Below are 12,263 nucleotides of genomic sequence, written 5' to 3'. Positions count from 1 at the left end.
AGTTTTCTTTATGCCGGAATTATGTAGATTTTAAAAGAGGTAGAAATTTACAACCATACTGGATATGTGGAGATCAATTAAAGGATAAAGTTTACACCACGACTGAATATGGTGCAAATGTAGGATTGTGGATAAGAATATTTATCGGAGAAATTAGGTTAATTTTTTAGTGAACTGAAATGTTTTCGTAAAAATTTAGCAGATTTATGTGCTTTATTTGACTGAAGCATCATTTTGAAGGAGTTAATTGCAGTTTTGAATTTTTTATTTGCAGTTTTTGGAAATTTATTTGTAGTTTCGAAAAATTCATTTGCACTTTCGAAGATTTTAATTGCAGTCGGTGAAATTTATTTGCACTTTTGAAGATTTTAATTGCAGTTTTAATGAAATTTAATTGCACACTTGATGATTTTAATTGCAATAACTCAAAAAAATAAACGTCTATAAATAGACGTTTATTTTAACAGACTTGCTACAGCCTTATTCACAGAAGAGCCATCAGCTTGTCCTTTTACTTTAGGCATAACTGCACTCATTACTTTCCCCATGTCAGCTTTTGATGTAGCACCGACTTCTGAAATTGTAACACGTACAATTTCAAGAAGTTCCTCTTCAGATAATTGTTGAGGCAAGTATTCTTTTAGAATCAGTAACTCTTGCTTTAATTTATCCACAAGGTCTTGACGACCAGCTTTTTCGAATTCCAGGAGGGAGTCTTTACGTTGTTTCACTTCACGAGTTAAAATTGTTAACTCTTGATCAGCTGACAATGTCACATTATTCCCTAAGCTAATTACTTCATTTTGTAATGACGCTTTCACCATTCGAATAACTGCTAACTTGTCTTTGTTTTTTTCCTTCATCGCTTGTTTCATATCTGAATTCAAACGTTCGAGAAGACTCATAGTAACACCCTCTCTTAGAATTTACGTTTTCTCGCTGCCTCTGATTTTTTCTTACGTTTTACACTTGGCTTTTCATAAAATTCGCGTTTTCTTGCTTCTTGTAGCGTACCAGTTTTAGAAACTGAACGTTTAAAACGACGAAGAGCATCTTCTAAAGATTCGTTTTTACGAACGACTGTTTTAGACATCTTACTTTTCCCTCCCTCCAAGCTACCACTTACAATCAATAAAACACTGCAAAAAAGAACACTTTTCCACATGTCTTTTACGATTATAATACATAAACTATTGATAGGTCAACAGGTAAATGTCAAGTTTGAAACTTAACACCCTTTGCCATTAATAGGAATCAATAGCCTTCTGTTGCTACGTTTCCTTGGACAATCGTGATTCCATTACTTGTACCTATTCGAGTTGCTCCCGCTTTAACCATTTCATTTACACTTGCTAAATCACGTACTCCTCCAGATGCTTTCACTCCAATATCTGGTCCAACTGTTTTTCTCATTAATGCTACATCCTCAACAGTTGCACCACCAGTTGAAAATCCTGTAGATGTTTTAACGAAATCTGCTCCAGCTTTTACAGAAAGCTTAGAAGCCATTTCTTTTTCCTCATTCGTTAAAAGACTTGTTTCAATAATTACTTTTACTAATGCTTTACCTTTTGCTGCATTAACAACCGCTGCTATATCTTGTTCAACAGTATCATAGTCCTTATCCTTTAATGCTCCGATATTGATCACCATATCGACTTCCCCGGCTCCATTTTCAATTGCATTCTTCGTTTCAAACGCTTTCGTTTCTTTTGTATTCGCACCTAGAGGAAATCCAATTACAGTACAAACTAATACTTCAGAGCCCTTTAACAAACTTGCACAATGACTCACCCAAGTTGGATTCACACAAACCGAAGCAAAATTATGTTCTTTTGCTTCTTGACATAATTTTTCAATTTGAGATTTAGTTGTTTCAGGTTTTAAAACTGTATGATCAATCAATTTATTGATATTAGTTGTCATTTTGTAGTGCTCCTAACTTATGTTTTTTCAAAATTACTCTCTTAAAGACACTGAAATATCAGCATACATTATTATTTGTTTTTTAATTTTAATTATGTGAATCGATTTAATAACTATTAAAAAAAATTCAAAGCATCAAATTTAAATAGATGCATTTGAATTTTTTTCGATTGTTTTATGATTGTCTTTTACTTTAAGCATCATGAAGAATGAAACTGTAATAAAGAAAAAACCATACAAGAACATGAATTTGAATCCAATTAGATCCATAATTGCACCTAAAAATGGTGGTGATATAATATTGGCAATAGATGAGAATAAATAATATAAACCTGTGAAAGTTCCAATAAATCCAATCGGTGCCATCTCAGCTAAAAAAGGATATGAATTAATGTTTACTAATGCCCAAAAACATCCCATAACCAAAAAGACTATTCGAATGTATAATAAATCCTTTAAGAAAAATAAAACAATAAACCCAATCATGATTCCAAATACACCAATTAATATGCTGCGTTTCTTACCAATTTTTGTTCCTATAAACCCGGCAGGAATGGCAAAGATTAAAAATGCTAATGATATGAAAGCAAATGAAAACGCTGCTGCACTAACTTTTACCCCTAAATAAACTTCCCCATAACGTGTAAAAAAGGTTTCAATTCCATTAAATCCCGTGAACCAACTCAGAATTGCTAATAATAGAAATAATGCACTTTTATTCTGAATAGCTGAACGAAAACCTTCTCTTAATTGTACCTTTTCTTCAGACTGCTCATAATTTAAGACATCTCTTTTTTCTCTAATAAAGAAAAAAAGAATTAAAAAACTAAATAACATTAAAAATCCTGCCAAGTAAAAAGGAAAACCTTTATTTAGATCCCACAAAATTGAACCAATAAAGAATGCAATTAAAGCACCAATTCCACCCATAAAATTGATGACACTATTCGCCTTGCTTCTTTGTTCAACTCTTGTTAAATCAGGCATAAGTGCTATAACTGGAGAACGGAAAATACTCATACTTAAATTCATAAAAACAATAAAAAAAATCAACATAAAAAGTGTTTTATGCACTGGAATTAAAAAGGTAAATAATGCTGCAAGTGGCATACCGACCATTAAAAATGGCATTCTTCTACCAAATCGTGTATCTAAACGATCACTATACATTCCAACGGCAGGTTGTAAAAATAATGCAAAATAATTATCAAACGTCATAATAAATCCAATTAAAGCAGATGACTTTAGATAATCGCTTAAAAGTTTTGGCATAAAAGCATTATAGACTGACCAAGTAAGACTGATTGCAAAAAATCCAAATCCTAAAAGCAAAATCTTTTTGTAATTTAGTTTAGTCATTCGAATTTCTCTTTTCTTTTATCTGTCTAAAAACATTTTCTAATTGAGTTCGATCCAATGACACAATCATTCCCCCTTATTCTCAGTATAGTAGGCCATCCAATCAAATATTTACCCTTTTTTCAATTTTAATAAAATATTAATTTTTTAGTAAAAGTTCATTTAAATATGCTGTTTCATAAAAAAAAAGGTGTTTAAAACCGACAAAAAAACCTAGCGTAAACACTAGGCATTTTCCTTAATCATTTTAATAATATAAAACGTACAACCAGCAATAATGCCTCAGGCAACCACCAATTAAAAAAGATAATAAGTAAATCAATATTCCTCCAAGATAACTCTTTTACTCGCAGTTTACATTCTTTCTTCTAAGGCTTTCGCGGTATTACTTGTTACTACTTCCTTCTCATCCTTCAACGTACCAAAAATCCCATCAAAAATAGGTGTTGATACGCCATACCAAAAGTTTTCATTTTTAAAATGATGCAGGATATGTAGCTTTTTAATATGTCGTCCTACTTTCGTTATTGGTTTAATTGGCCTGTGAGCTACATAATGCTTCCATTCGTACACTAGTAACATTAAAACTAAACCTGAACCAAATGCGATCGTTTGAATTAGATCTCTAGATATCAAAAAATAAATTATACAAAGTGATCCTAAATTCGGAATGCTGTACCATATCGGTAAAAATAACAATTTCAAATCATCTGGATACGTATGATGATCATAATGAATTCTTTTCATAAATTTAAGAAATAGTTTATTTTTTGGTGCCTTTATGTGGAAAATAAACCGATGAGTTACATACTCACTAAACATAAAAAACATTATTCCTATTATGAAAATTAAGACAGTAAGCCACGAAAAATGAAATCCTATACTATAAATAATCCCAATTAAAAAAAGTAGCCCCATCACAATAATATCGAAATGAAGAAAAAATTCTCGATATAGTCCCTTCATAAATTCCCCCCTTATCTATACCTAAATTATCTTAATATCAAATTTATATTTCAATATTATTTATGAAATTCCTTTTTAAGGGGTATTCACGCTGATTATTAATTTTGAATAAAGCACTGGTCGGTGAAGATAATAAAAATGATAACCAAAAATACGTAAAAGGGAGATCTTTATGGAAAAAAGGAGATATTATGTATCCGTTCAAGCAAAAACAATTGTTCCGAATCAAGGGGACGCACCTTATGAGTTAGAAATCGATGCTACGATTGATGAAAAACATAGACTCGAAAGAATTTTTCGTGAGATAGACAATTACGATGAGGCTACTGGTGTTCAAGCAGCATTTTTACCTTCATTTACAAGTAGTAGTCAAGAAAAAAGTCTAGAATTATACAATGGGTATGACTATTTTTTAAAACAAGCCTACTCAATGATATATGAATTAGGTACTGAGGAAACACGTGCCCATATACGCCAAATGAAAATTTTAAAATAAAAAGAAAGCTCNNGAGCTTTCTTTTTATTTTAAACATCAATTACTTTTGTATTTGCAATTAAATCATGTAGTGTTTTGCGATCTGCAGAAAAAATGAAAAACGGATCAACAAATGCAATAAAACCTACAACTAACGAAAAATATGGTATTTTAATGTATCCTAAAACGAAAAAAATTTCTCTTATAAACATCGTCTTTAAATTTACTTCCTGATCATCGTTCTTAACGATTGCAATATTTAACCAACGCTTTCCTAATGTTTGCCCTTTCCAAACAAATGTAGGGATCAAAATATAAAATATAATGACACTAATAATGGATAGTAGAGAAGTCGAAATATCAAATTTGTCTACTCTAGTAGGATCAAAAAATGTTGAAAACTTTGTCATTCCAGTAATAATAGAAATGGCAAAAATAAAAAGAAAACTTATAAATCCATCAACCAATATTGCTAATAACCTACTTGATCTACTTGCTAATTTAGAATATGATTCCAATAAAATCTCCACCTTCAGTTTCTAAGCTGTCCTTAACGACAGTTTAAATTATACAGAATTTTTAATTGGAAAAATATAAAAAGCCTAATAGAAAGTACCTATCAGGCTAATAAATATCGATTAAGCTTTTTTATGTAGATTCAATTATACACCTGGAGCATCAACTAGTGTCCAAGTAACAATTGCTTCATGATTACCTATTGTTGCTGAACCACCAGGAATTTGTAATGTAACATTATTATTTACTGCACCATCATTAACATCAGGATTTGGGCCTAACCATCTTGTTAACCAAGTACCAAGTCCTGTACCCTCTTCAGCAGTAACAACTGAAGATTCAGTTAATCCATCTGTATTTAGTGTAATTGTTTGAACAGGCGTTGGGCCAGTTCCACTACCTGGTGTTACAACTGATCCATTTTTAAAGGTAAGAACCGCTCCGGGTAGTGATTCAGATGCACCGTTTGTAAACTTACTAGCTTTTGCTGTCACTTTCCACCCTGCACCAGTACCTCGGCGATCAGAAACTTGGATAAAAGGCTTTTTAGATGTAGAAGAATAAACATGATCACTAGTTGAAACTTCGTTCGAACCAAATTGAACTGAAGAAACAAAGTCCAAAGTTAACGGACCTGTCTCACCTGTAGGAGGATCTGTTGGATCAGTAGGACCAATTGGCTCTAATGGAGTTGCTGGGTCGGTTGGATCTACTGGTGTTACTGGACCAGAACCTTCTGTAAAATTAATAGCTGCTTTTGATTTTGCTTGAGACGTAACAGCTGCAAATGATGTATTTGCGGCTCCTACAAGTGTTGAAAAACTTACTACGCCAATTGCTACAATTTTTGAAACCTTCATTTAATCAAAACCCCTTACAAAAAAATTCTTCGTATAAAGATGCTTTCAAAAAAGAACTCAACATCTATCTAGAAGTTACAGCCAATTATAGTAAAGTAAAATACAATTGTCTGTGAATAATTTGTGAAAACGTTCACTTAAATTTTACTTTTAATTTTACAAATCCCCTAAATATAAGAGATTTAATAGAGTCAAAAATGAATATTAAGTGAAATAATTCACGTAATTATATTAATTTCAATTCAAAATCTCCAATTTACCAATTAAGATTCACTGCAAAAAAAGAAGCCTACTTAAATATAAGTAAACTTCCAAATTAAAATTTTATTAAAAAATTACTAAAATTTTGGAATTAGAAAAAATAAATCTTGTTCTCCTAATCCAAAAGTACTTGATACACTCAAGCTTTCCCTATTTACTTTTAAGTGTTATTTCCCACTCTATACCTGTATCAATTCCGTATTCATCAGTAAACGAGCCTTGATTTACAGCAACTGCCATTTGATCTAGACTGTTTGCATATAAGATTGGTTCTCCAATTGCTACATCAGCAAATGATTTTCCATATTTCACGGCATGTTTGTATACTTTTCTTCCTTGGTGTGTAATTAGTACTTCGACAAAGTCTCCATGAGAAACGCCTTGTTTGAGAAAATCTGATCGTCCAATATTCGTCCAAATACTACCATAGCGAACATCAAGTATATCAATAGTTCCTGTTATCGAATGGTTTTCACTATGACATTCTTTAATTGGTAATTTTATGTATGAATTTGAATCTACTTCTGGACCAATATTTTCGAAGTCGATTATTCCAGAAGCTAATCTTGCACCTGTAAAAGCAAATATATCTCTCCCATGGAAAGTATAAGATTCACTTGAATTTGGTAGTCTATTAATTTCTTCGTCAATGACTCTTACTTGGTTGATTCCATATATTTTACCAACATGTGTTAATGTTCCGTTATCAGGTGTGATAATGAAGTGGTTCGTATTTGTGCGAGCCACTATACTTCTACGATCTGAGCCTACACCTGGGTCTACTACTGAAACAAATACTGTTCCAACTGGCCAGTAATTCATTGCTTGTACAAGTCGGTAAGAAGCTTCCCAAATATTGTATTGAGGTATATCATGGGTCAAGTCGTAAATCTTTATATCTTGATTTACACTACAAGAAACACCATACATAGCGCTAACTGCTCCATCTAGTAATCCAAAATCTGACTGAAACACTAATGCATTTCCCATCTAAACACCCCTAATTGTTCGAATATTTAAAATTAAATATAAATTCAATCTATTATTTAGTCAATGATATTATTCGTATTTATTGAATGTATTTAATTATAGCTTTGCTTTTCTTTAATTATTAAGTTGGAATTGTATAGTTTTGGTAAATTCTAATTCTTTTAACCTTAATGTCTGTTTCGATGGTTCCCTTAAACTTCAAAATAAAAAAGATATAGTTGTTAGAAACTATATCTATTATTAACATTAGCATTTAAAAATATATAGTTTTGAAATGCTGGCATATAAACATTTAAAATTTACATTTAGTGTCCCCTGGGTTTGTGTAATAATGTATTCTAAATTAAATAACTTGGATACAATTTGGGGAACTTTTTAATTTAACTGGCTAGGTGTTAATTAAAATTTGACTAATTACTTCTATATTAATAGCAATCTTCCTATTAAATGTTTGCTAGATGCCTCATAGGTTCTGCATTGTATATCCCCCTATTAATTTCTAAACAATAACAACTAAAGCACTAAAAAAAGAATTGGTTACATATAGGAAAATAGCACTCACTATTTCATCTGATGGATTTTCCCTATACTTTAGTAACACTTCAATTAACTTTAAAAAGGTAATTTAGTCCTCTATAACGAATAGTTAATTTGTGGAGAAATATAGGGAGGCTATCTATTGTACACCTTTATTGAATTATTATGTCTTATAGGAATCCTATTTTTTATTATTTTGGGGATTAATTCTTTCTTTAAAATGAATGGAAAGTCTTTAAAGAATTTTATTATGACTGGGGCCTTATTTGTTTTATTTATTTTAACCTCTTTTACGGATCCTTCAAATGAACTAGAACAAAATGAAGCAACAGAAATAGACATAAGTAATAAGCCAACTAAAATAGTAAATAAAACTGAACACTCTAATCTAGATACTGGTCATAAAGAAAAAACAAAATTATCTAAACCTAAAAACAGTGAGATCTTAATTAAATCCTGTAAGAATAGAGTAGAATGCAAATCGAAATCGGATAAAGCACCTATCCAAGAACCCAAAAAAGTGAAAATAGAAAAAGGAACATATAGAATTGTTTTTATGGTATACGGGTTAATGTGATAGATTTATTTTGAGGTTGAATCAGTTATACAGTTAGAAGTGCTTTAAAATTAAATTGGGGGCTATATGGGAGGTTGTAGTTACCTCTCATCTAGCCCCCAATTTTATATTGATTCATTTAAAAAAGGTGAATTATTTTGGAGTGAAGAGTTGAATTAATTCTGCGCAACTAATTTTCCTTAGTAGATCGAAACTTGCCCAACTACAAACACGATCCTCCCAAGCTACTAAGCAATGATTATCTTTAGTTTCCATAACCGTTCCCACAGCACCATCTAAGCTAAACATAACATAGTTGCCTATCGAGAACATTTCGATCACCCCAATCTAAATATAATTCCGTGCCCACCTTTCGGATATTCCCATTTAATATTTTGATGAGGACAGCCTATTCTACAGCTTCCACATTCATGACATCCCTCGTATCCAACATGCATTCGAATATTTTCCCATTTATAAACCTCTGCTGGACAAAATATCGTACAGATTTTATCAGGACATTTTGTCATACAAATATCGGAATCAAGTACAGTTAAGTGCGATTTTGTATCGGCATTAAAACGAACGAGATACTGCTTTTCTTCGATCGTACTTTCTTTTTTTGTCTCACTCATTTATTTCATCACCTTCCATGCTTTGTATACATCTTTCGCAAGCTTAAGTTTAGCCTTCGCTCCTCCTATATTACTCATAATATTCTTTTGTTTTTCCCATTTAGATTTACCATCTACTGTAAACATTTGGCTGGCAGATTTATTTAATAGTGGAATATATTGCTCGAAATATTGAGGGAATTTTTCAAAATGATGTGTTGCATCTTTATATTTTTTCAAATCCTGTCCTACGAAGCTATTTAGTAATTTATCAGCGTACGGTTTTAAAGCAACATCAGAGTAGTTATCGATTGCTTTTGCTTCGATAATGGTCTCTGCTGCTAATCGTCCAGATGTCATTGCCATATTTGAGCCTTCACGATGAATTGCGTTTACTAATTGTGCTGCATCACCAATTACTAATACTCCGTTTCCTACCAATTTAGGAATTGATTTGTACCCACCTTCTGGAATTAAATGAGCAAGGTATTCTTGAGGTTCGCTTCCTTGAATATACGGTCTAATCATCGGATGATTCTTAACGTATTCGAGTAAATCATAAGGTTTCAATTTGTTTTCAATCATTCCTGATAATAATGTACCGACACCAATACTAAGAGAATCTTTATTTGTATATAAAAATCCTGTGCCAACTATGCCTTTTGTCGCATCTCCAAATAGCTCGATTGCTACCCCTTGGTTACCTTCAAGACCAAATCGATCTTGAATTATTTTACTATCCAGCTTTAAAATTTCCATTGTAGCCAAAGCGACTTCATCTGGTCTCCATTCTTTATGGAAACCTAAAGATTTTCCTAAAAGTGAATTTACGCCATCAGCCAGAACTACCACATCGGCATATAAATCACCATCTGGTCGATCCGTTCTTACCCCAACTACCATATCGTTTTCAACAATACACTCTAGAACAACTGTTTCATTGATTAATAATGCACCTTGTTCTACTGCTTTTTGAGCAAACCATTGATCAAACTTTGAGCGAAGAACAGTAAAATTATTATAAGGTTCTTCAGCAAATTCAAGACCTTTATATCCAATGGTTGTAGCGGATTGTTTATCAAGCATCATAACTCTTTGCTCTACAATCACACGCTCAATTGGTGCATCCTTCCAAAATTCAGGTATAACGTCCTCCATCATTTTACGATACAATACGCCACCCATAACATTTTTCGAACCTGGATACTCTCCTCTTTCAATAAGGACAACATTAACACCATTTTTTGCGAGCTCGTATGCACATGAAATTCCTGCTGGGCCTGCTCCAACGACAATTACATCAAATTTTTCCGGCATGATCGTGATTTTCCTCCTTTAAAGAAAAACTTTCTTGGAATTGGTTAATCAGCATTGGTACAATTTCAAATGCGTCTCCTACGATGCCGTAATGACAAGATTGAAAAATTGCCGCATTCGGATCTTTATTTATCGCAATAATGAGACCTGAATTTTGCATGCCAACAATATGTTGTATTGCCCCAGATATCCCAATTGCAAAATAAATTTTTGGTGTGACCGTCAAGCCAGTTTGACCTACTTGATGATGATGTTCAACCCAACCAGCTTCAACTACATCACGACTTGCTCCAACAGCCGCTCCAATCGATTCAGCAAACATATGAATCAACTGAAATCCGTCTTTACTACCTAATCCTTTGCCACCTGCTACGATAATATCTGCTTCGTCAATGCGAACCTTCTTAGTTGTTGCACGTACAATCTCTAATACTTTTGTACGAATATCTTCTTCTTTTAAATCAATTTCCTCTTCGATCACAACTCCTTCAGCACCAGGAATCGGAGCGAGCGCTTTCATTACCTTTGGACGAACTGTAGCCATTTGAGGTCTATATTTCTTACAAAGAATAGTTGCCATTATATTTCCACCAAATGCAGGTCGACTAGCTAATAATAGTCCTGTATCTTCTTCAACATCTAATACAGTTGTATCGGCTGTTAAACCTGTAGGTAAGTCAGTGGCAACTGCACTTGCTAAATCCTTCCCTTTAGAAGTTGCACCATACAATAAGATTTCAGGCTTATATTTGTTACAGCATTCTAGTACTGCTTTCATATAAGACTCAGTACGATAATCCTTAAAAATTGGATCATCATATACATAAACAATGTCAGCACCGTATTCAAATAACGTAGGGGCTAATGATTTCACATTTTCACCAATTAATAATCCTGCCAATTCGCAACCACGTTTTTCTGCTAATTCTTTACCAGCTCCAAGCAATTCAAGTGACACGGGTGCTATGACTTTATCGTTTTCTTCAATAAACACCCAAATACCTTTGTACTCTGAGAAATCCATTTATACCCCTCCTTTCACTTCAAATAACTCTTTCTTCTCATTTAAAATCTTTATCAGTTCATTTACTTTTTCTAATGAAGTTCCTTCAAAAACCGTTCCACCTTTAGCCTTTGGTGGAGCCCATACTTTCGAAACAATTGTTGGTGAACCTTTTAGACCTAATTGTTTAATATCAATATCTTCTAAATCCTTCACTGCCCAAATGGTCGGGTTATACCTTGCAGCCTTTATCATATTTGTAAGTGATGAATAAGGAACTTCATTGATTTCCTTCTCAACTGCAAATAAACAAGGTAAACTCGTTTTAATCACTTCATGTCCATCTTCTATTTTTCGATGAACAATTGCATAGCCTTCATCTTTATTAATTTCTTGAACCTTCTTAACTGATGTTAACGGCGGTATATCTAAACGACGAGCAATACCTGGTCCAACTTGTCCAGTATCACCGTCAATTGTCATCTTTCCGCAAATGATTAAATCAATCACTTGAATTTGTCCTATTTTCTCAATCGCCTTTGTCAAAGCATAACTTGTCGCTAAAGTATCTGCCCCAGCAAATGCACGATCTGAAATCATATACCCTTCATCTGCACCGATTTCAATACATTTTCTGATAGCTTTTACAGCAGGTGGTGGCCCCATCGTAATAACCGAAACTGTTCCACCATATTTATTCTTAATTCGAACAGCTTCCTCCACAGCATGAGCATCATACGGATTTAATATTGCTGGAGCACTTGCACGGTCCATTGTATTCGTTTTAGGATTCATCTTAATGATCTTCGTATCAGGCACTTGTTTTATACAAACCACAATATGTAACACTTTTTCACTCTCCCTTTTTCTTCCCGTCTCCCAT

Annotated in this window: 15 protein-coding genes; 2 read left to right on the top strand and 13 right to left on the bottom strand. The window is 33.0% G+C overall.

Features of this window, described 5'->3' with window-relative positions; all coding sequences use genetic code 11:
- Nucleotides 1–455: 455 nt before the first annotated feature.
- The 5 genes from CN946_RS09095 to CN946_RS09075 all read right to left on the bottom strand — a co-directional run bounded on the left by CN946_RS09095 (nt 456) and on the right by CN946_RS09075 (nt 4,251).
- Entirely contained in the window at nt 456–905 is a 450-nt protein-coding gene (locus CN946_RS09095) for a GatB/YqeY domain-containing protein (protein WP_069034181.1), read from the bottom strand.
- A 14-nt stretch (nt 906–919) separates the two neighbouring features.
- Nucleotides 920–1,093: a 30S ribosomal protein S21 gene (gene rpsU / locus CN946_RS09090; protein WP_003152957.1), complete on the bottom strand. Its 174-nt coding sequence runs from the start codon at nt 1,091–1,093 to the stop codon at nt 920–922.
- A 161-nt stretch (nt 1,094–1,254) separates the two neighbouring features.
- Nucleotides 1,255–1,926, bottom strand: a complete 672-nt coding sequence (gene deoC, locus CN946_RS09085; protein ID WP_098860840.1) for a deoxyribose-phosphate aldolase — start codon at nt 1,924–1,926, stop codon at nt 1,255–1,257.
- A gap of 141 nt (nt 1,927–2,067) precedes the next feature.
- Complete coding sequence (locus tag CN946_RS09080) at nt 2,068–3,285, bottom strand: MFS transporter (RefSeq protein ID WP_098860839.1); 1,218 nt, start codon at nt 3,283–3,285, stop codon at nt 2,068–2,070.
- Between the two features lie 354 nt (nt 3,286–3,639).
- Nucleotides 3,640–4,251, bottom strand: a complete 612-nt coding sequence (locus CN946_RS09075) for a sterol desaturase family protein (RefSeq protein WP_098860838.1) — start codon at nt 4,249–4,251, stop codon at nt 3,640–3,642.
- A 172-nt stretch (nt 4,252–4,423) separates the two neighbouring features.
- On the opposite strand from CN946_RS09075, the gene CN946_RS09070 reads away from it, so the two are divergent.
- Complete coding sequence (locus CN946_RS09070) at nt 4,424–4,747, top strand: hypothetical protein (RefSeq protein WP_098860837.1); 324 nt, start codon at nt 4,424–4,426, stop codon at nt 4,745–4,747.
- Nucleotides 4,748–4,776: 29 nt separating this feature from the next.
- On the opposite strand, the gene CN946_RS09065 is transcribed toward CN946_RS09070, so the two are convergent.
- The 3 genes from CN946_RS09065 to CN946_RS09055 form a co-directional block, all read right to left on the bottom strand.
- Complete coding sequence (locus CN946_RS09065; RefSeq protein WP_176547274.1) at nt 4,777–5,244, bottom strand: RDD family protein; 468 nt, start codon at nt 5,242–5,244, stop codon at nt 4,777–4,779.
- Nucleotides 5,245–5,388: 144 nt separating this feature from the next.
- Nucleotides 5,389–6,102 carry a WxL domain-containing protein gene (locus CN946_RS09060; protein WP_098860835.1) on the bottom strand — a complete coding sequence of 238 codons (714 nt, stop codon included), beginning with the start codon at nt 6,100–6,102 and terminating at the stop codon, nt 5,389–5,391.
- A 411-nt stretch (nt 6,103–6,513) separates the two neighbouring features.
- Nucleotides 6,514–7,353, bottom strand: a complete 840-nt coding sequence (locus tag CN946_RS09055) for an SAM hydrolase/SAM-dependent halogenase family protein (protein WP_098860834.1) — start codon at nt 7,351–7,353, stop codon at nt 6,514–6,516.
- Nucleotides 7,354–8,032: 679 nt separating this feature from the next.
- Between CN946_RS09055 and CN946_RS09050 the strand changes: the two genes are divergently transcribed.
- Nucleotides 8,033–8,467: a hypothetical protein gene (locus CN946_RS09050; RefSeq protein WP_098860833.1), complete on the top strand. Its 435-nt coding sequence runs from the start codon at nt 8,033–8,035 to the stop codon at nt 8,465–8,467.
- 132 nt (nt 8,468–8,599) lie between these two features.
- Here CN946_RS09050 and CN946_RS09045 read toward each other — a convergent pair whose 3' ends face one another.
- From CN946_RS09045 to CN946_RS09025, 5 genes are read right to left on the bottom strand one after another with little or no spacing between them, the layout of a single operon-like run.
- On the bottom strand, nt 8,600–8,779 hold the full coding sequence (locus tag CN946_RS09045) for a tudor domain-containing protein (RefSeq protein WP_025568179.1): 180 nt from the start codon (nt 8,777–8,779) through the stop codon (nt 8,600–8,602).
- 5 nt (nt 8,780–8,784) lie between these two features.
- Complete coding sequence (locus tag CN946_RS09040; protein ID WP_025568180.1) at nt 8,785–9,081, bottom strand: ferredoxin family protein; 297 nt, start codon at nt 9,079–9,081, stop codon at nt 8,785–8,787.
- Entirely contained in the window at nt 9,082–10,377 is a 1,296-nt protein-coding gene (locus CN946_RS09035) for an FAD-dependent oxidoreductase (RefSeq protein ID WP_098860832.1), read from the bottom strand.
- Nucleotides 10,361–11,401 carry an electron transfer flavoprotein subunit alpha/FixB family protein gene (locus CN946_RS09030; protein ID WP_098428894.1) on the bottom strand — a complete coding sequence of 347 codons (1,041 nt, stop codon included), beginning with the start codon at nt 11,399–11,401 and terminating at the stop codon, nt 10,361–10,363. Before CN946_RS09030 ends, CN946_RS09035 begins: the two co-directional genes overlap by 17 nt.
- Nucleotides 11,402–12,229: an electron transfer flavoprotein subunit beta/FixA family protein gene (locus CN946_RS09025; protein ID WP_098860831.1), complete on the bottom strand. Its 828-nt coding sequence runs from the start codon at nt 12,227–12,229 to the stop codon at nt 11,402–11,404. It abuts the gene before it with no gap.
- Nucleotides 12,230–12,263 lie beyond the last annotated feature (34 nt).

The organism is Bacillus sp. AFS053548 (assembly GCF_002575105.1).
In the GTDB taxonomy this organism is placed as follows: domain Bacteria; phylum Bacillota; class Bacilli; order Bacillales; family Bacillaceae_G; genus Gottfriedia.
Note: the sequence above shows the minus strand (reverse complement) of the source record. Positions and strands in the feature narration are given on the sequence as shown.